At 59.2% G+C, this 19777-nt stretch carries 18 protein-coding genes; 8 read left to right on the top strand and 10 right to left on the bottom strand.

Annotation, left to right across the window (positions count from 1 at the left end):
• Positions 1-43 precede the first annotated feature (43 nt).
• Positions 44-796 (bottom strand): cytochrome c biogenesis CcdA family protein, encoded by a 753-nt coding sequence (locus LRK71_RS02935; RefSeq protein ID WP_232400944.1) that lies wholly within the window; start codon positions 794-796, stop codon positions 44-46.
• A 115-nt stretch (positions 797-911) separates the two neighbouring features.
• On the opposite strand from LRK71_RS02935, the gene LRK71_RS02930 reads away from it, so the two are divergent.
• A complete protein-coding gene (locus LRK71_RS02930) occupies positions 912-1151 on the top strand; it encodes a sulfurtransferase TusA family protein (protein ID WP_232401138.1) in 240 nt (79 codons plus the stop codon).
• Between the two features lie 55 nt (positions 1152-1206).
• Here the strand turns inward: LRK71_RS02930 and LRK71_RS02925 are convergent, their stop codons facing one another.
• The 7 genes from LRK71_RS02925 to purC form a co-directional block, all read right to left on the bottom strand.
• Positions 1207-1599 carry a nuclear transport factor 2 family protein gene (locus LRK71_RS02925; RefSeq protein WP_232400943.1) on the bottom strand — a complete coding sequence of 131 codons (393 nt, stop codon included), beginning with the start codon at positions 1597-1599 and terminating at the stop codon, positions 1207-1209.
• A 166-nt stretch (positions 1600-1765) separates the two neighbouring features.
• Positions 1766-4591 (bottom strand): Rne/Rng family ribonuclease, encoded by a 2826-nt coding sequence (locus tag LRK71_RS02920; RefSeq protein WP_232400942.1) that lies wholly within the window; start codon positions 4589-4591, stop codon positions 1766-1768.
• A gap of 668 nt (positions 4592-5259) precedes the next feature.
• Complete coding sequence (locus LRK71_RS02915; protein ID WP_232400941.1) at positions 5260-6597, bottom strand: sigma-54-dependent transcriptional regulator; 1338 nt, start codon at positions 6595-6597, stop codon at positions 5260-5262.
• Between the two features lie 28 nt (positions 6598-6625).
• Positions 6626-8398 carry a sensor histidine kinase gene (locus tag LRK71_RS02910; RefSeq protein ID WP_232400940.1) on the bottom strand — a complete coding sequence of 591 codons (1773 nt, stop codon included), beginning with the start codon at positions 8396-8398 and terminating at the stop codon, positions 6626-6628.
• 36 nt (positions 8399-8434) lie between these two features.
• Positions 8435-9103, bottom strand: a complete 669-nt coding sequence (gene purQ / locus LRK71_RS02905; RefSeq protein WP_232400939.1) for a phosphoribosylformylglycinamidine synthase subunit PurQ — start codon at positions 9101-9103, stop codon at positions 8435-8437.
• Positions 9103-9333, bottom strand: a complete 231-nt coding sequence (gene purS / locus LRK71_RS02900) for a phosphoribosylformylglycinamidine synthase subunit PurS (RefSeq protein WP_232400937.1) — start codon at positions 9331-9333, stop codon at positions 9103-9105. The genes purQ and purS overlap by 1 nt, the downstream gene beginning before the upstream one ends.
• A 111-nt stretch (positions 9334-9444) precedes the next feature.
• The gene (gene purC, locus LRK71_RS02895) at positions 9445-10206 is read right to left on the bottom strand and encodes a phosphoribosylaminoimidazolesuccinocarboxamide synthase (protein WP_232400934.1); all 762 of its coding nucleotides are present in this window, start codon (positions 10204-10206) and stop codon (positions 9445-9447) included.
• A 325-nt stretch (positions 10207-10531) separates the two neighbouring features.
• Here purC and LRK71_RS02890 point away from each other — a divergent pair, with 325 nt between their 5' ends.
• From LRK71_RS02890 to bmt, 3 genes are all read left to right on the top strand, one after another.
• Positions 10532-10834: a DUF1476 domain-containing protein gene (locus LRK71_RS02890; RefSeq protein ID WP_232400932.1), complete on the top strand. Its 303-nt coding sequence runs from the start codon at positions 10532-10534 to the stop codon at positions 10832-10834.
• Between the two features lie 157 nt (positions 10835-10991).
• Positions 10992-12956 carry a phosphatidylglycerol lysyltransferase domain-containing protein gene (locus tag LRK71_RS02885; protein WP_232400930.1) on the top strand — a complete coding sequence of 655 codons (1965 nt, stop codon included), beginning with the start codon at positions 10992-10994 and terminating at the stop codon, positions 12954-12956.
• 127 nt (positions 12957-13083) lie between these two features.
• The gene (gene bmt, locus LRK71_RS02880; RefSeq protein ID WP_232400928.1) at positions 13084-14097 is read left to right on the top strand and encodes a betaine--homocysteine S-methyltransferase; all 1014 of its coding nucleotides are present in this window, start codon (positions 13084-13086) and stop codon (positions 14095-14097) included.
• A gap of 113 nt (positions 14098-14210) precedes the next feature.
• Here bmt and LRK71_RS02875 read toward each other — a convergent pair whose 3' ends face one another.
• Positions 14211-15290 carry a PA0069 family radical SAM protein gene (locus tag LRK71_RS02875; protein WP_232400926.1) on the bottom strand — a complete coding sequence of 360 codons (1080 nt, stop codon included), beginning with the start codon at positions 15288-15290 and terminating at the stop codon, positions 14211-14213.
• A 223-nt stretch (positions 15291-15513) separates the two neighbouring features.
• On the opposite strand from LRK71_RS02875, the gene LRK71_RS02870 reads away from it, so the two are divergent.
• The 3 genes from LRK71_RS02870 (at position 15514) to LRK71_RS02860 (ending at position 18208) form a co-directional block, all read left to right on the top strand.
• Positions 15514-16212 carry a corrinoid protein gene (locus LRK71_RS02870; protein WP_232400924.1) on the top strand — a complete coding sequence of 233 codons (699 nt, stop codon included), beginning with the start codon at positions 15514-15516 and terminating at the stop codon, positions 16210-16212.
• A 1-nt stretch (position 16213) separates the two neighbouring features.
• Positions 16214-16939, top strand: a complete 726-nt coding sequence (locus tag LRK71_RS02865; protein ID WP_232400922.1) for a DUF1638 domain-containing protein — start codon at positions 16214-16216, stop codon at positions 16937-16939.
• A 360-nt stretch (positions 16940-17299) separates the two neighbouring features.
• Positions 17300-18208 (top strand): hypothetical protein, encoded by a 909-nt coding sequence (locus tag LRK71_RS02860; protein ID WP_232400920.1) that lies wholly within the window; start codon positions 17300-17302, stop codon positions 18206-18208.
• Positions 18209-18331: 123 nt separating this feature from the next.
• On the opposite strand, the gene LRK71_RS02855 is transcribed toward LRK71_RS02860, so the two are convergent.
• A complete protein-coding gene (locus tag LRK71_RS02855; protein ID WP_232400918.1) occupies positions 18332-18961 on the bottom strand; it encodes a glutathione S-transferase family protein in 630 nt (209 codons plus the stop codon).
• A 95-nt stretch (positions 18962-19056) separates the two neighbouring features.
• On the opposite strand from LRK71_RS02855, the gene LRK71_RS02850 reads away from it, so the two are divergent.
• Positions 19057-19758, top strand: a complete 702-nt coding sequence (locus LRK71_RS02850) for a helix-turn-helix transcriptional regulator (protein ID WP_232400917.1) — start codon at positions 19057-19059, stop codon at positions 19756-19758.
• The last annotated feature ends 19 nt before the right edge of the window (positions 19759-19777 follow it).

Below are 19777 nucleotides of genomic sequence, written 5' to 3'. Positions count from 1 at the left end.
GAGAAAACGCCCCCTTTTGCAGGGGCGCCCCCAATTCAGGCTGTTAGCCCAGTGTCGCCAGGAAAGGAAAGGCCTCCAGCAGCCACCAGGAAAAGGTCGAAAACAGCCCGGTCACCAGCATAAAGCCCACCAGCAGCAGCAGCGCGCCCATCAGCTTTTCAATCAGCCCCATATGGCGTTTCATCTTGGTCATCAGCACCATAGAACGGTTGATGAAAATCGCCGCCAAGAGGAACGGCAGCCCAAGACCAACGGCATAGACCCCAAGCAATACGGTGCCCCGGCTGACCGAGGCCTCAGAGGCGGCCAGAGACAGGATCGCCCCCAGCTGCGGCCCGATACAAGGGGTCCAGCCAAAGGCAAAGGCCAGGCCCAGCACATAGGCGCCCAGCACCGATCCGCCGGCCTGGCCGGTATCGACCCGTGCTTCGCGGTCCAGGATAGGAATGCGAAACACCGATAGGAAATGCAGGCCGAAGATAATCACCACCACGCCTGAGGCCTTGGCAAAGAGTTCCTGATTCTGCAGCACAAAGGCGCCAAACAGCGAGGCGGTGAAGCCCAGCAGCAAGAAGACGGTCGACAGCCCCATGACAAAGAACAGGGCCGACAGAACCACCTTGCGGCGCGCTGCGGCAGTGCCCTGCATTTCGCCAATAGAAACGCCGCTCATATAGGCCAGATAGGGTGGCACGATCGGCAGCACACAGGGTGACAGAAAGCTGATAAGCCCCCCTAGAAGCGCAACAAACATTGCAGGCAACAGGCCTGCGTCGATGATCTCTATTCCAAACATGTCATTCCCCGGAAACTGACCTCCCGCACCCTTAGACCAGCCACAGGCAAAGGTCACGGGGCACAATGGTCACATCCCTGTGGACAGGCCGTGATTGGCGGATTATCTGATGCCTATGATCAAAAGCGACGCCACCCTCGATGCCCTAGGGCTCCTGTGCCCCCTGCCCGTGCTAAAGGCACGCAAACGGCTTAAATCTCTGGCGCAAGGCGATATTCTTGAGGTGCTGGCAGACGATCCTGCCGCGCTGATTGATATGCCGCATTTCTGTGCGGAGTCCGGGCATGAATTCCTGGGCCAGAGCGCCGGTGACGGGCACCAGATCTATCTGATCCGCAAGGGCGGCCTCCGCTAGAGCACGCAGCGCCTGCCTGCACAGTGATGTAACCTGTGTTCGCGAAAGCAGAGGCTCAGCCGCAAGCCAAGGGCGTGTCTTGGCTAAAGATATTGATCCAGCCCTCACCCTGCCACTGCCAGATGGAAGAGACATACATTTCTTCCGCGTGTTCGCAACCCGGACGGGTGAACCGCGCGCGGTACGACAGGCACTGGCAGGTTGGGCCAAGATCCAGGATCCGGGCGTCGCTCAGGTGATAGCTGGCCACCGATGGCCCCGCATCAAGCTGCGCCACATGATCCTGGCGATTGGCAAAGCCGCTTGGGTAGACGCCCAGAAACTCGGGGTGGAGTGCCGCCGCATCTGCGGCCTGATCACCACGGATCAAGGCCTCCCAAACCAGTCTTTCGCAGTCCAGGATTTCTGGTAACGCCACCGAGGCGGGCAAAGACATCTGTTTTGGCATGGGGTTGAAACCTCAGATTTGTGAGGACGCAACCATCACCGGGGTGGCGACAACTACGGGCAATCTCGCGCAGTGAAAAGCTGAAGCGGAAAAGAGATGAAGAAAGACCCCTACCCCCTTTTGATCGAACAAGAAAAAGGCGGGCACTGCGGCCCGCCTCTCTACATTATCCGATGGACCACCAGCCGCGCCGCTTGGGCTTGGGCTGGCTTGTCGGCTCTGCCGCCGCAGGCTCAGGCTCTGCCCCCGCAGGCTCAGGTTCTACCGCTGCAGGCTCAGGTTCTGCCGCTGCAGGCTCAGGTGTAACTTCAGCCGGAGCCACTGGCGCAGCATCAGCAACAACCGTTTCAGCAACCTGAACCTCCGCAGGTTCAGATGTGATGGCTATCGCCTCGGCCGGGGTGTTCTGCGCAACAGCGGTTTCGACCTCCGTCGGCCTGGATTCGCTCACAGTCTCTGCGGCCTTCGCCTCTGTGATCTCTGCCGCTGTAGCCTCCTGTGCAACAGTGGTTTCCTCCGGGTTGGCTTCAGCTTCGGTAGGCGCAGCAGTGGTCTCTTCGCTCTTCTTGCTGCGGGTGCGGCCACCACGGGTGCGGGTACGGCGCTTGGGCTTCTTGCCCTCGGCATCATCCTCTTGGACGCTGTCAGGCCGGTCCGCACTATCGGATGTCGTCTCGCTGTCGGATTTATCCGCGCCATCCGCAAAGGCACCGGACTCAGACGTGTTTTCGACGCCCTCTTCCCCGCCGTTGCCGGATTTGCGCCGACGCCGACGACGGCGCTTGCGTTTGGGCTTGTCATCACCATTGGTCTCTGCCGCAGCCTCGGGGGCTTCGCGGGTTTCAGCTTCCACGCTGACGCTTTCTTCCGGCAGTTCGTCTTCATCGACCTCGTCGGCGTCAACCTCGGCCATTAGCGAGGTATCGGCAGAGACAACCGGTGCCGCCGATACCGGCACCACGCGAGTGGCGGTCTTGAACTTCTCGAGAGAGAAATTCGGGCTGACCAAAGAGGCATCGCCTTCGATGCGCACCGACAGACCATAACGCGCTTCGATCTGGGCGATATGCTCGCGCTTCTGATTCATCAGATAGTTGGCGATATCGATGGGACAGCGCACCAGAACCTCACGCGAGCGACGGCGGGTGCCCTCTTCCTCGATCTGGCGCAGGATCGACAGCGCCATGCTGTCGTCGGACCGGATCAAGCCTGTGCCGTGGCAATGCGAACAGGGCTGCGTCGTGGCTTCGATCATGCCAGGGCGCAGACGTTGACGCGACATTTCCATCAAGCCAAAGCCAGAAATCCGGCCCACCTGAATGCGGGCGCGATCTGTCTTCAGCTTGTCCTTCATCCGGTTTTCAACGGCAGCGTTATTCTTGCGCTCGTCCATATCGATAAAGTCGATGACGATCAGGCCGGCAAGGTCACGCAGACGCAGCTGACGGGCCACCTCTTCGGCGGCCTCCAGATTGGTGTTGAGCGCGGTTTCTTCGATCGAGGACTGCTTTGTCGCCCGACCCGAGTTCACGTCGATCGCAACCAGAGCCTCGGTGACACCAATCACGATGTAGCCACCAGACTTCAGCTGAACGGTGGGGTTGAACATCCCCGCCAGATAGCTTTCGACCTGGAAACGCGCGAAGAGCGGCAGGGTTTCCTGGTAGTTTTTCACGTTCTTGGCATGGGACGGCATGATCATCTTCATGAAGTCCTTGGCGATGCGGTAGCCGCGTTCGCCTTCCACCAGAACCTCGTCGATCTCGCGGTTATAAAGATCGCGGATCGAGCGTTTGATCAGGTCGCCTTCTTCATAGATCTTGGCGGGGGCAACGCTTTTCAGCGTCAGCTCGCGGATCTGTTCCCAAAGCCGTTGCAGATATTCGTAATCACGCTTGATCTCTGCCTTGGTGCGTTTTGCCCCGGCAGTACGCACGATCAGGCCCGCGCCACTCGGCACGTCCATTTCGGTTGCGATTTCTTTCAGCTTCTTACGGTCAACGGCATTGGTGATCTTGCGGCTGATGCCGCCGCCACGGGCGGTATTGGGCATCAAGACGCAGTAGCGACCGGCCAGCGACAGATAGGTGGTTAGCGCGGCGCCCTTGTTGCCACGCTCTTCCTTGACAACCTGCACCAGAAGAACCTGACGGACCTTGATGACTTCCTGAATTTTGTAGCGCCGGGGGCGTGGCTTGCGAGCTGGCCGAATGTCTTCGCTGTCATCCTCATCGGCGACCGATTCAATGCTCTCGTCCTTGGTGGTGGCATCGGCACGGATGTCAACGTCATCGGCGTCATCACTGCCTTCGGTGTCCTCGTCAGAGGCCGCATCAGCAGACTGCGCCTTGTCAGGCGCATCCACAGCATCCGCGCCGTCTTCGGCATCGGGTTCAGCAACTGGCGCTTCTGCCACACGTTCCATCGGCGACGATCCCTCGGGGACCTCAGCCAGCTTGGTCGCCTCGCGGTCGCTGTCTTCCACCAGATCAATGGTTTCCATGCCAGCGATTTCCGCAGCCGAAGAGTCCGCCGCAGGCGTTTCGTCATTGGCTTCGCTGGCGGCGGGAGCGACCTCTTTGGTTTCTACCGCGTCGTCCGACGTGACCTTGGCCGCCTTCGAGCGCCCAGACTTGCGACCACGCGAGCGCGATCTCGACGGTTTGGAGTCTTCTTCCTCGTCACGCGCGCGCAGGGCTTCTGCATAGGCGCGTTCCTCTTCCATCAGGGCTTCGCGATCAGCAATCGGGATCTGATAGTAGTCGGGGTGAATTTCCGAAAAGGCCAGAAACCCGTGGCGATTGCCGCCATATTCTACAAAAGCAGCCTGCAGCGAGGGTTCAACCCGCGTGACCTTTGCCAGATAAATATTGCCAGCTAGCTGGCGTTTGTTTTCAGATTCAAAGTCGAACTCCTCAACCTTGTTTCCGTCAACCACCACGACGCGGGTTTCTTCCGCGTGGGTGGCATCGATAAGCATCTTCTTTGCCATGTTTCCTTGATGCACCGGCCCTGCGCAGAGGCAAGCCCTCCCGATCCGGGGGGCCGTGTCTGTATTGGGGGGTGTCTTGTCAGGGCGATTTGGGACGGCGCACAGCAGGTGGCGGCCCAGGAACTTGCGTCCGGTCCTCTTGCCTGCATGCTCTTCGCTCGCGCGCGCGTCATCGCGTTACTTCTCCGACAGGTCGGGGATCCCGTTGCCTGCCTTGTTATCCCTCTTCGATTGGTCAAAGAGGCGCTTAGCTGCTCCGCATTACTTCGGAGCCAATCGGTCTGTCTTGCCTTTCTCGGCTCATGTCTTGGTCGGCGCCTGCCGATGTCTGATCATGCCGGACAAAAGGAGAGACAGCGAATCTCAATCACATGGAGCCCCCTTAGCGGGCGCTATTCCATCTTATCACCATAAGACCAGCACTTGGGAAATGACAATGGGCATTCGTCAACAAGGCGCGTCGGCATGGTAAACAATGGGCTTAAAAGGCAAATTGATAAAGTTTCAATGAAGGAAAGCCAGCCGGACAGCAATATATTGCCCGATATGCTGCGCAGAATTGCCAGATATCCCCTGCTTTACCCCCAGGCCAAAGCCCTGGGAGTAAGCACAAAAGAGATCTTACCCACAAGCGAGTCGCACCTGCGGGTAAGACCAGAGAGTTCGTATCAACCGAGGTAGTCAGAGCGCTGCAGTGCGTATTTGGCCATCTTCTCGTTCAAGGTCCGGCGTGGCAGGCAAAGCTCTTCCATCACGCTGGCGATAGAGCCCTTGTGGCGCCGCATGGTATTGTCGATCAACATGCGTTCAAAGGCTTCGACATATTCCTTCAGCGGCTTGCCCTCGGTGGTCATCACCGGTTGCATCTCTTCGTGATCAGACATCAACAAAGAGGCGATGGTGCCAGAGCCACGCCGCGCCTGCAGCACCGCACGTTCCGCCACATTGATCAGCTGACGCACATTGCCTGGCCAGGGGGCCTGCAACAGTTGGGCGGCCTCTTGGGCCGATACCTGCGGCGCGTCGCAGCCGTATTCTTCGGCGAATTGATCGCAGAGCCGGGTAAACAGCGTCAAGATGTCTTCGCCGCGCTGGCGCAGCGGCGGCACAGTGATGCGCAGGGCAGCCAGACGGTAAAACAGATCCGAGCGCAGCGCATCTTCGCAGGTCTTCCCCGCCTCCTGCAGGTTGGAAATCGCAATGATCCGCGTCTCTCCGGGCATGCCCTGCTCATTGATCGCGCTCAGCAGCTTGGCCTGCAGTGTCTCGCTTAGCGCTTCAATCCCTTCCAGCACCAGGGTGCCGCCCCGTGCCTCTTCCAAAGCGGGCAGCAAGCTGTCTTCTGGCTGCATAGGGCCAAACAATCGTTTGGACAGGGCTTCTTCTTCAAGGGCGGCACAGGAGACCAGGACAAATTTCTTGCCCGCGCGGCTGCCAACCGCATGCAGCGCATGGGCCACCAGGGTTTTGCCAGTGCCGGTTTCGCCGTCGATCAGCACATGACCATCCGCCTGCCCCAGATCCAGCAGATCTTCGCGCAGGCGCTCCATCACCGGGCTCATGCCGATGAGTTTTTTCATGATCTGGCCGCCATCCGACAATTCCCGGCGCAGGGCACGGTTGTCCAGAGTCAGACGCCGCGCCCCGGTGGCGCGCTTGGCCAGTTCCGACATGCGATCCGGGTTGAAGGGCTTTTCCAGGAAATCAAAGGCGCCGACCCGCATTGCCTCTACCGCCATGGGCACATCGCCGTGTCCGGTAATCATGATCACTGGCAGGCCGCTATCGCTGCCCATCAGCTTTTTCAAGAACTGCATGCCATCCATGCCGGGCATTTTGATATCGGAAATGACGATGCCGGGATAGTCTGCGCCCAGTTCCTTCAGCGCGTCTTCGGCACTAGCAAAGGTTTCTGTGTCATACCCCGAAAGCGCCAACCACTGGCTGATCGACTGACGCATATCCTGCTCATCATCAACAATCGCGATTTTCATGGCCTGTGCCATCAGACACCCCTTCTCTCGTTTCAAACCACTATTCAGCGGCTTCGATGCCGTCCACCAGGATCGGCAATTGCATTTCAAACACGGCACCGCCCTTTTGCCCATTCCGGGCTGCAAGCCGTCCGCCCAGGTCGTTCACGATCCCAGAGGAGATGGCAAGCCCCAGGCCAACCCCGTCGCCGGCCTGCTTGGTAGTATAAAATGGATCAAACAGACTGCCAAAATCTTCAATTCCCATCCCGTTATCGCGCACCGTCAAGGTGGCGGTTTCGCCCGCCGCCAAGAGGATCTCGACCTCCGGTTCCTCTACTGATTTGGTGGCATCTAGGGCGTTACGCAAGAGGTTGACCATAACCTGTTCCAACCGCATCCGATCTGCCATGACAAAAACCGGATCATCCGGCAGGATCCGGGTGATTTTAACATGGCGCTGGCGCAACTGGGGCTCCATCATCGACAAGCTCGAGGCTAACGCATCGCCAACGTTTACAGGGCTGAAGGCATCGCCCCCCTTGCGCGCATAAGATTTTAGCTGGCGGGTAATGGCGCCCATGCGCTCGATCAGGTCATCAATGCGACCAAAGGAGGCCAGCGCCTCTTCGGGGCGGTTGCGGGTCAGCAAAAGCCGCGCCCCCGCCAGATAGGTTTTCATTGCCGCCAGCGGCTGGTTCAGCTCATGGCTGACAGCGGCGGACATCTCGCCCAAGGCGGCCAGTTTTGAGCTCTGCGCCAGGCTTTGTTCAGCCACCGCGAGGGTCTTTTGCATACGCTCACGTTCGGCGATTTCCCGCTGCAAGCGCGCATTCAATACGCGAAGCTCCGCCGACTCGCGCTGAAACAGCGCCATCCTAATCGCGGTTTTACGGCTCAGCGCATAGAAGGCGAGCGCCAGCAGGATGGCGAATCCCATGATTTCAAGCGCCAAAACCGCATTCACCTTTTCGCGGATTGAGGCAAAGGTGGTGAAGGAGGTCAAGCGCCAGCCCTGAAACGGCACCCGCGTCTCCAGCCGCATCACCGCCTCGCCCTGCAAATAGGCGTCCGGAGGCAGGGTGCTCCAGTCTGCCGTGGCCCGAATGGCACGCTGGATTGCGCTTTCAGGGGTTTGCAGCACCACCGCTTCGCTCTCTGTCAGCCCGCGCCAACGCGCCTCGGTCGACAGGACAACATTGCCCTGACTGTCGGTCACCATGACCGCATCCGACACCCCGGCCCAGGCGCGCTCAAACTTGCGCAGGTCCACCTCGATGACGATGACACCCAGCAATCCCGAGGTATCGACGACGCGGCGCGAATAAGTAAAGCGATAGCCGCCCACCTCGCGCTTGATCACCGAAAAGACCGTTGATCTGGCGCGGGCCGCATCAACAAAATAGGCGGCATTGCGATGGTTTTGGCCTAATCGGTTGCGATTGGTCGCGGCCACGGTACGCCCGTCATTGGCCAGCAGCATGATGGAGTTGGCGCCGATTTCGTCAATGAATGACATCAAGCGCTGCGTTGACAGGGAAAAATCGCGACTTTGCAATGCGGCGATCAGGGTCTGATCCCGCGCCAAAAGCTGCGGAACAATGGCATGGCGGCGCAGCTCGCTCACCAGGTTGCCGGAATATAGCGCCAGACGCAGCTCACCCCGGTTGCGGGTGCTTTCGGTAAAGCGGTGGGTCAATTGCTGGTTGGTCACCCAGATGGTAACGGCAGCCACCGCCATGAACAGCACCAAGGCCAACCTTGCGCCCCAGGGGATGGTGCGCGAGCCAGTTTCTTTGCGGATAATCCGTTTTGGCGTCTGCGGGGCATTCATAGGGAAACCCTATTCCCGCCACCGCAGGAGCTCAAGTCACGCAGGGGCGAGGATCCCGGCCAATGCGCGGAACACTGCCGTTCCATCGGTGCCGCCATGGCCGTCATCTGCGGCGCGTTCAGGATGTGGCATCATACCAAGCACACGCCGGTTTTCCGACAGAATGCCTGCGATGTCGTCAACCGACCCATTGGGGTTGTCGCCATAGGTAAAGGCGATACGGTCCTGATCCTTCAGCGCCGCAAGAGTATCGGCATCGGCAAAATAGTTCCCATCGTGATGCGCAATCGGAATGCCAATCACATCGCCCTTGGCATAGCCTTGGGTAAAGACACTATCCGCAGTGGCAACCTGCAGATCCACCGTGCGGCAGATGTATTTAAGCCCGGCATTGCGCAGCAGCGCCCCCGGCAAAACGCCCGTTTCGGTCAGGATCTGAAAGCCGTTGCACACGCCCATGGCATAGCCGCCACGGTTGGCATGTTCGACGACCGCCTGACAGATCGGAGACTGCGCCGCGATGGCGCCACAGCGCAGGTAATCCCCATAAGAGAACCCACCAGGAACCCCCACGATATCAATACCTTCGGGCAGAACACTATCCTTGTGCCAGACCATTGAGACATCAAAACCAGCCTGTTCAAAGGCAACTGCCAGATCGCGGTCGCAATTGGATCCGGGAAATACGACAACGGCTGCTTTCATCAATTCATCTCGATGCTGTAGGATTCAATCACAGTATTGGCGAGCAGCTTTTCGCACATCTCGGTCACATCCGCCTCGGTGGCGCCTGCGGCCAGATCCAGGTCGATGACCTTGCCCTGACGCACGCCTTCAACCTTGTCGAACCCCATGGCGCCCAGTGCGTGACGCACTGCTTCGCCCTGCGGATCCAGAACCCCGTTCTTCAGCATTACATGCACCCGTGCCTTCATCGTGTCATTCCTCAGCTTCGATGGGAGCCGACCCCTGGTCGCGCCCTTTGCAGAAAAAGTTGTCCCTGCCCCAGTCACAGGACCAGCGCAGGGGAAATCGGTCTCACCAGATCAGTTGACCAGCGTCGGTTTGCTGGGGGCTGGCGGATTGTTCGGCATCACCCCAAGGCGGCGCGCCACTTCGCTATAGGCATCCGTCAGGCTGCCAAGATCACGGCGGAACACATCCTTGTCGAGCTTCTCGCCGGTTTCGATGTCCCAGAGACGGCAGCTGTCGGGGCTGATTTCATCTGCAACCACCAGGCGCTGGAAATCACCGTCATAAACGCGGCCAATTTCAATTTTGAAATCCACCAGGCGAATACCCACCGCCAGCATGACGCCGGACATAAAGTCATTCACCCGCAGTGCCAGGCTCAGGATATCATCCATGTCCTGCTGGCTGGCCCAGCCAAAGGCAGCAATATGCTCTTCGGTGACCAGTGGGTCGCCAAGCGCGTCGTCCTTGTAGCAATATTCCACGATGGGCCGGGGCAACTGGGTGCCCTCATCAATGCCCAGCCGTTTCGACATCGACCCAGCCGCATAGTTGCGCACGATCACTTCCAAGGGAATGATCTCGCAAGAGCGCACCAGCTGTTCGCGCATGTTCAGCCGTTTCAGAAAATGCGTCGGCACACCAATCTGGCCCAACCCCTTCATGAAATATTCGCTCAGCAGGTTGTTGAGCACACCCTTGCCTTCGATCACGTCCTTCTTTTCGGCGTTGAAGGCCGTGGCATCATCCTTGAAATACTGCACAATTGTGCCAGGCTCGGGGCCTTCATACAGTGTTTTGGCTTTGCCTTCGTAGATCTTTTTGCGACGTGCCATGAGGAACCTTTCGAGGTAAAGGCCAGGAATCCCGGCCCGGTTTCTTGCCGCTCTCATAGGGCAAGGGGGGAATTGCTGCAAGTATCGTGGCACATGGCGGCGACCATTGCCCTGATTTGCCGCATTTCGCACAGCTAAATCCTATTTTGCACCAAGATCGCAGCTGCGTCAGGCCGAAAACCACCGCCCCTTGCGGGCCTTTTGCCGCTTGGTTCCCGCCTTTGCGCGGGGTGCAGACACGGCGAAACCTGGCCCATTTCTTGCCCCCGCGCCCCCGCGCCCCATATTCAAAGGGGCAGATCTGTTTCGGTGAAAGGGAAAGGACATGACCACGTTTGACGAACGCGAACAGGCATTTGAAGCCAAGTTTGCCCAGGATGAAGCGAAGCTCTTTGAGGCCCGTGCCCGCTGTCACAAACAGCTTGGCCTTTGGGCAGCGGAAATTTTGGGCCACCATGGCGGTGCGGCACAGGACTACGCCGATGCCCTTGTCTCAGCTGGACTAAAAAGCCACGGCAACCGCGATGTGCTGAATAGAATTGCCGCCGATATGGCCGCCAGCCATAAATCAGCAATCACCCCCGAAATCATCCAGGACAAAATGACAGAGCTTTTGTCGCAGTCCTGAGAGGCCCGTTTGCCAACGACTGACCCATCGCCGGCCGCAATGCCGCAACCCTGATGCTGCCGCGATGCTGTGCCATAGGCGCGGTTAACGCGACAAAAACCAAAAGGCCCTATCCTGCCTTCTATTCCCCTTTTCTCGGGCTGATAGAAAGATCAAGATGCAGGACATTAAACTTCCCGGCGCGGCTGCTCTGGCACTTCATGTGCTACGTCTTTCTACGCCATTTGCCATGGCAGGCCTGTGTCTGTGGGCCTTGTCCGCGCGAATTGTTCTGCCCACGGCGGCTGATATCGGCGGTTTGCTGGGCGGTCTGCATCTGTGGCAATGGCTGGCGGCCTGTGGCGCCACAGGGATCAGTTTCTGGGCGCTGGGGCGCTATGATTCCGTTGCCCATCGCCACCTGCAAACCGGGCTTGATGGCCCCGAGGCCCGCCAGGCCGGCATGGCGGCGATCGCCTTTTCGCAGCTGGTGGGCTTTGGCCTGCTGACCGGAGCCTATGCGCGCTGGCGACTGGTGCCGGGGCTCACCGTGATGCAGGCGGCACAGCTAACCGGTCTGGTCGGGCTGACCTTCATGGCGGCGCTGGCGATGATCTGTGGGCTGGCAATGGTGCTGTTCCCGGTCTTTGCCTGGTTTACCCCGGTTGGGATGCTGCTGGTCGCTGCCGCCCTTGCGGGCACCCTTGTCAGCTTTCTTACGCCCAGCCTCCACCTTGGCACGATAACGCTGCGCTGGCCCTCGATCACCGCCATGGCGGCTCTGTTCGGCTGGGCCCTGATTGATGTGATGGCGGCCGGCAGCGCCCTTTGGGTTCTGTTGCCGCAGGGGCTTGATATCAGCTGGAGCACCCTTTTTGTTGTCTATGCCATGGCGCTAGGGGCTGCGATCATATCCTCGGCCCCCGGTGGCACCGGCCCGCTAGAGTTAACGATTTTCACCCTGTTGCCAGGCCACGACAGCACCGGGCTTTTAGCGGCGCTGCTGGCCTTTCGCCTGATTTACTACGCCCTGCCGGCAGCGCTGTCCTGTGCCATCATGGTAATGCCGCACCGGCTAACAATCATGCGTGCACCGCCGATTGATCCCGACCTACTGGGGGCTCGGCGCAGCCCCGCAAGCCTGCTGCCGCACCAGCGCAGCTGCGCCGAAATCGGCATCATTCACCAGAATGGCGGCCATGTGCAGGCCTTTGGCTTTAACCAGCTGGCCCTGCTGGACAGCCCGCAGATCTCTGTCGTGCTGTTTGACCCGCTGAACGGCGACATGAGCGAAACCCTAAAGCCGCTGCGCCGCTATGCCCATCAGCGCAATGCCAGCGCCTGCTTTTACAAATGCTCTGCCCGCAATGCACTTGCCGCCCGGCAGGCCGGCTGGGCGGTTCTGCGCATCGCCGCCGAAGCAGTCCTGTACCCGCAATCCTTTAACGAGACAGGATCCAGCCATCGCCAATTGCGTCGCAAGCTGCGCCAAGCAGAAAAATCAGGCATCACCGTGACCCCTGCCCCGGCCCAGATGCCATTGGCGCAGATGGCAGCCCTGGACCAAGCCTGGCAGCGCCGTCATCGGGGGGCGCGTGGTACGACCATGGGGCGGTTCGAAGCCAACTACCTGGCTACACAGCAGGTCTATCTGGCCTGGCAAGAGGGGCACCTCATCGGCTTTATCAGCCTGCATTGTTGTGAAACCGAGTGGTGCCTTGATCTGATCCGGATCTGCCCAAAGGCACCGGATGGCACGGGCCACGCCCTGTTGCGTGCCGCCATCGCCGGTGCCAAGCAAGAGGGCATTGCGCAGCTCTCGCTTGCTACGGTGCCCGATCACCGATTTGCCACCCGAATGGACCCCGGCCTGCGCCGCTTCAAGGCCTGTTTTGCGCCGCAGTGGCAGCCGCGCTATATGGCCTGCCCAAACTGGTGGGGGATGGTTTTGGCCGGATTCGAAATGCTCCGCCTGATTCACCGCCCTGGTGCCGTTCTTCCGGCCGTTTTGCCGGCCACCGCGCGCCAGGTTTTCAGCCCGGCAACGGCCTTGGCCAGTTCTCTTGGTGACAGCCCGCAACCAGACACCACCGCAACAGGCTGCTTTGCGGCGCGAAAACCCGAACAGATGCGCGCCTCATAATCAAGTTGAGCAAAAAGCAATTGCCCTCTATTTGCGCCCGTGACACAGCAGACAGCACCATACCTTTGCGCTTTGCGGCCCGAAACCCGGCGTTCTCAACGTCCCCTCTTTGACAGGACATATCCCTATGACCACATTCTTTGCCCAGTTCCTTGCGGAAAAAGACGCCTTGCTGGCCGATGGTGCCACGGGCACCAACCTCTTTAACATGGGGCTGCAATCCGGCGATGCACCAGAGCTGTGGAATACGGATGAGCCCAAAAAGATCATGGCACTGTACCAGGGGGCCGTGGATGCCGGCAGCGATCTGTTTTTGACCAACAGCTTTGGCGGCACCGCTGCCCGTCTGAAACTGCATAAGGCCCAGCGGCGTGTGCGCGAATTGAACCGCGCCGCCGCAGAGCTGGGCCGCGAGGTCGCCGATCGTTCCAGCCGCAAGGTTGCAGTGGCGGGATCCGTGGGGCCAACTGGCGAAATCATGATCCCTGTGGGAGAGCTGAGCCATGAACTGGCGGTGGAGATGTTCCACGAACAGGCCGAGGCCCTGAAAGAGGGCGGCGTTGATGTGCTCTGGCTGGAGACAATTTCTGCCCCCGAAGAATTCCGCGCCGCCGCAGAGGCCTTTGCCCTGGCGGATATGCCCTGGTGCGGCACCATGAGCTTTGACACCGCTGGGCGCACCATGATGGGGGTCACCTCGGCCGATCTGGCGCAGCTGGTCGAGGATCTGCCCAACCCACCGCTGGCCTTTGGCGCGAACTGCGGCACCGGATCGTCAGACATTCTGCGCACTGTTCTGGGCTTTGCCGCGCAGGGCGCCGAACGGCCGATCATCTCCAAAGGCAATGCCGGGATACCGAAATATGTCGAGGGTCATATCCACTATGACGGCACGCCCGCGCTGATGGGCGACTATGCCGTGATGGCGCGCGATGCCGGTGCCAAGATCATCGGCGGTTGCTGTGGCACCATGCCAGAACACCTGCGCCATATGCGCGAAGCCCTGGACTCCCGCCCGCGTGGCGACCGCCCCAGCCTGGAACAGATCGTCGAAGCCCTGGGCCCGTTTTCATCTGCCAGCGATGGCACCGGCGAAGAGGCCACCCCAAGCCGTACCCGCCGTGGGCGCCGCCGCAGCTAACGCACCGAAAGATCTTGCCCCGTCACACATCCATGAGGCAGCGCAATTGCGCTGCCTTTTTCTGTTTAGAGGCCTGCGTTTCACATCTGGGTCAGGCACTGCTGCTGCGCCGCCTAAAACAACGCCATCTGGTCGCCGGGCTGGGCCGGGCGGCCAAACAGATCGCAACGCAGCGGCGTGCTGCCAGTGTTGAGGTGAAGTCGCTTGCAGGCGGCCTTAAATCGACGCCCGATCATGGCGGCATATTCGCCCTCGCCCCGCATCCGCTGCCCCCAACGCGGATCATAATCGCGCCCGCCATGCATTTCGCGCAGCCGCGCCATGACCTTTTCCGCCCGCCCTGGCGCGTGCTCGGCCAGCCATTCTTGCCACAGCGTCGAAACCTCACGTGGCAGCCGCAGCATGATCCAGCTGGCCGCATCCGCCCCTGCCTCGGCCCCTGCCGCCAAAAGCGCCTCCAGCTCGTGATCCGTAAGCCCCGGCACCACCGGAGAGGTCATGATACGCACCGGCACCCCGGCGCTGGTCAACCGATGGATCACCGCCAGCCTGCGCGCCGGGGTTGGCGCCCGAGGCTCCATCCGGCGCGACAGCTCTGCATCCAGCGTCGTTACCGATATACCAACCCGCACCAGGCCGCGCGTTGCCAGATCCGCAAGGATATCAAGATCCCGTTCGATCAAGACACCCTTGGTGACGATGGCCACCGGATGATTGAACTGCTGCAGCACCTCCAGGCAAGCCCGTGTCAGCCCGTGATCGCGCTCACAGGGTTGATAGGGGTCGGTATTGGTGCCCATAGCCAGCGTCGCCACCCGGTAGCGCGGCTTCGACAGCTCTTGGCGCAGCACTGCCGCCACATTGGGCCTGGCGATAAGCCGCGTTTCAAAATCCAAGCCTGGCGACAGCCCCAGATAGGCATGGCTGGGACGGGCAAAACAATAGATGCAACCATGTTCGCATCCCCGATAGGCATTGACCGAGCGATCAAAAGGCAGGTCCGGCGAGCGGTTATAGGAGATCACACTGCGCGCCTGTTCAAGGCGGATTTGGGTGGGAATCACCTCGCACGGCGGCTCCTGCGTCCAGCCATCGTCTATCGCTTCGCGGGCCATATCGTAGCGGCCTGCCGCATTCGTAAGACTGGCACGCCCTTTGCGACGCGGCGGCGCTTTGTGAATCATTTGTTCCATCGGGGCATTGTGGCAGCAACTTTGGAACAAATGAAGAACAAACTCGGGAAATCGAAGATTTGCTTGCGAATTCTTCATTATCAATCTGCATATTTTGCGCCTATAGGTCGGTCTGGACAACGGCAATGTCGCAATTCACGCAGTCTAGACGCGACAAAGTAGCCCAATAATCGGCATAACGATGCCACGCAGGGGACTCCCCGGCCACTCAAGGAATAGGCGCATGTCAGAAGAAGAAGATATCATCCTGGCGGAACTGGACGACGAAGAACTTGTCCAACAGATGTTTGACGATCTCTACGACGGTATGAAGGAAGAGATCGAAGAAGGCGTGAACATCCTTCTGTCGCGCGACTGGGAGCCCTACAAGGTGCTGACCGAAGCGCTGGTTGGCGGTATGACCATTGTCGGCGCCGATTTCCGGGATGGCATCTTGTTTGTGCCAGAGGTGCTGCTGGCGGCAAACGCCATGAAGGGCGGCATGGCCATCCTGAAGCCACTGTTGGCCGCAACAGGCGCGCCGCGCATGGGGTCCATGGTGATTGGCACCGTCAAGGGCGACATTCACGACATCGGCAAGAACCTGGTGTCGATGATGATGGAAGGCGCCGGTTTCGAGGTTGTCGATCTGGGGATCAACAACCCGGTTGAAAACTACCTGGAAGCGCTGGAAGAGCATAAGCCCGACATCCTCGGCATGTCTGCCCTGCTCACCACCACCATGCCCTACATGAAGGTTGTGATCGACACGATGATCGAACAAGGCAAACGCGACGACTATGTTGTTCTGGTTGGCGGCGCGCCGTTGAACGAAGAATTTGGCAAGGCAATCGGGGCTGACGGCTACTGCCGTGATGCCGCTGTTGCAGTGGAAATGGCCAAGGACTTTGTTGCGCGCAAGCACAACCAGATGAGCGCCTAAATTGGCCCGAAAAGGACGTGCAGCCCGCTTGAATGAGCGGGCCGCATTTCGCCCTCCTACAGGGCGAACCCTAGAGGAAAGCTCCCTCACGGAGCGGGGGCTGGCTGCCCCAGAAAAGAAACACAGCCGTATCCTGCTGATCGCCTGTGGTGCCCTCGCGCGCGAGATCCTTGCCATCAAAGAGATCAACGGGCTGGATCATATCGACCTCACCTGCCTGCCTGCCAAGCTGCACCTCTACCCCGACCAGATCACCATTGCGGTTGAGGGCGCGGTGCAAAAACACCGGTCCAGCTATGATCAGATCTGCGTGGTCTATGCCGATTGCGGCACCGGCGGCGAACTGGCACAAAAATGCACCGAGCTGGGGGTAGAGATGGTTCCCGGCCCACATTGCTATTCCTTCTATGAAGGCAATGAGACCTTTGCAAAACACGCCGAATCCGGTGAAATCACCGCCTTTTACCTGACGGATTTTCTGGTCAAACAGTTTGACGCCTTTATCTGGAAACCCATGGGGTTGGATAAACACCCGGAACTGCGCGATATGATTTTTGGCAATTACACCAAGCTTGTGTACCAATCGCAACTGAACGACCCGTCGCTAGTTGCAAAGGCCCGCGACTGCGCCGCCCGCATGGGGCTGGAATTTGAACACCGACATACCGGCTATGGAGAGCTGCAAGAGGTCATGCTGGACTGGAGCGCAGCAACAGACCGCGAGTAAGCCTCGAAACAATCCCCGCCTGTGATCGCTATTGTTTTCCAAGACCCCGCCGAGACCATGCCCATTGCGTGCACAGGTGCCGCTTTGACCGGGCCGCACCCGGCAAGGTTCCGACCCACAGTCGTTATTAATTTCAGTGCATTAACTGCACAAATTGAGGATTCCTGTAGATTTTCATCTGCCACCCCCCTCAAATGAACCGGTGGAAACAGTCTGTTTCCTTTGTATTTTATCTTTTTCCGATTACTTAGCGAAATGTGTCATTTTATGGGCATGGCTCTGACTCGATAGTCCGTCGATATTTTCACAGCAGCTCCTTTGCCTGTTAGAATCGAGTATTCACACAACAAGGATAAGCAAATGCCGGAACCAACAAAGACGTTCAGTTACCAGGTAGATGGTCTTTCTTATACCGTCACCCTTTACGAAGAGAACGGCAGCTATTTTGCCGACATCACCGTCGATGAAGGTGCCATGGATGTAAATGCCATCTATTTTGGCGACGATGACCAATCCGGCACCAGTGAGAGCCTGAACGGACCGCTGAATCTGAACGGAACCAGATTGGATGGCGAGTCCATTCAATGGGACGAGGCTGTCACACTCAGTGATCCCGGTCTGGGGCCTGAAGGGGACGACAAGGACACCTATTTGACCACTGGCGACACTCTCACCGTGTCACTGGATGTCGAGAGCCTCGAAGACATTGACATCTTTGGCATTCGCGCCACCTCAACCTCCACCGATGCAGGTTCGATCAAAGCGGTCTCGGATGACCCGGAAGACCCACCCGAGGAGCCAGAAGACCCGACCTATGAAAAGATTTTCTTTGGGGAGGTCTTCTCTGACGCCGGCGACCCGATTGGTGGCACCTTCATCCTGGATGAAGCGCCGGATCCAAACACCTATTCGATCCCGGCCCTGCCGGAAGGTACAGACCCCACCTTTGAAAACTATCTGTCCTTCTTCCAGTCTGACGAAGTCGGGGGGGATCTGTCGGAGGTCCAGTCCATTGTTTTCTATGGCACTGATGCAGAGGGCAACACAGTCGAGGACTTTCGCCTTGATGCGCCTGACGGTGGCTTTCAAGATGCCGATCAGGTGCTTGCAGCCTATGACGACGCCATCCTGTCAATGGAAGAACAAGCCGCAGAACCGGAAACCAACGAAGGTGAAGACCTTATCTCGGCGCTTAGCCTTGAAGAAACCCCAGAAGAGCCCCCGACCGACCCCGAGTTCGCCGAGGACGACGGCTTTGAGCTGGTCTGAGCCAGCTGCGGTCTTGTTGTCAGACGAGTGCCCCATAAGGTGACCCCTGCGCCCCGAACTTGGGGCGCAGGGACTTTCGACTCGGCCGTTTTTCTACATTCTGTCTTGGTCAGCCCGGCAGGATCAGGCGCGTTTCAGCGCCTGCAAGCCTGTCAGGGCCTCAGCTTCAAAGGCTGCTAGGCGATCGCCGTCCAGCGCATCCGTCACCCGTTGCACCCAGGCCTGAACCACAGCAATATCTGGTGTCAGATTTGGCGCCCACTGAAAGGCCGAGGCCAGCAGGATATCGGCAATCGACAGGCTGTCTCCAAGCAGAAAGTCCCGGCCTTGCAAGGCTCTTTCCAACTCGGCTCCGACCTCTGTCAGGGTGCGGAACGCCCCAACCAGGGCCGGATGCTCAAGACCAGAGAAATGCGCCACCATGGTCGGTTCCACCACGCCGCCGTAATAGGTCATCCAGGCCAGGAAACTACCGCGCTCGGGCTGTCCGGGGCGCGGGCTTAGCGGGTAATCGAACAGCTCATCCAGATACATCATGATGGCGGCGCTCTCGCGCACGGATGTGCCCGTCTCCGTCACCAGAAACGGCACTTTGCCTTCGGGATGCGGGTTTTGGGGGTCATGTCGGCCCGTGCCGTCATTCCTGACGACCTCAACAACGACCACATCAACTGCATCAAGTTTTCCCAGTTGCATCAATTGCGCAATGACACGCGAAGACCGGCTGTGCGGCGAATGATAAAGCGTTGGCATGTATAAGACCTTTCAGGTTCTGCTGTTGAAGATGGGGCCCTTATGACGCTACCCTCCTGCCAATTACTGTCAGGATGAATCTGCGAGACCACCTTATGGCTAAAACTGATCGCCTCTTTCGTTTGCTGCATCTGATCCGGGGTCTGCACCCGCCGGTCACAGCTGCGCGGCTAGCGGCAGCCATGGAGGTATCGGAGCGCACGATTTACCGGGACATCGACAGCCTGCGAGCAGCAGGCGCCCGGATAGAGGGCGAAGCTGGCCTGGGCTATACCATGACCGAGGACCCGGCCCTACCACCCCAGACCTTTACACAGATCGAAATAGAGGCGCTGACGCTTGGCCTGGCAGATGTCGCGCAACGCGGCGACCCGGATCTGGCAGAGGCCGCCGACGACGCCCTGACCAAGATTCTGGCCACCCTGCCAGAGCGCCAGCAGCGACAGGCGATGCATGCCGTCAACCTGGCCCACAGGTTCACCACTCCGATCGCGCCCACAATCGACATGACCCTCTTGCGCGAGGCAATGTGGGCGGAAGAAGCCCTGCAGATCAGCTATAGAGATCTGCAAGACCGCAAGACAGACAGACGCATATATCCCCTGGCCGTCTCGTACCACGATAACGCCGTCATGTTGCTTGCCTGGTGCTGCAAGAGGTCAGATTTTCGCTTTTTCCACGTCACCCGCATTGAGCAGTACGCAAGAACCAGCGAGAGCTTTCGCCCGCGCCGTGTGCCACTTTTGCGGGACTTTCTCGACACTCTGCGGGCGCGCCACAAAGCACGAGACCAATAGCCCAGTTTCACCTTTGCCC

This window comes from Pseudophaeobacter flagellatus, assembly GCF_021228235.1.
GTDB classification, from domain to species: domain Bacteria; phylum Pseudomonadota; class Alphaproteobacteria; order Rhodobacterales; family Rhodobacteraceae; genus Pseudophaeobacter; species Pseudophaeobacter flagellatus.
The sequence above is the reverse complement of the archived record's forward strand: the minus strand, read 5'-3'. Positions and strand labels throughout refer to the sequence as shown.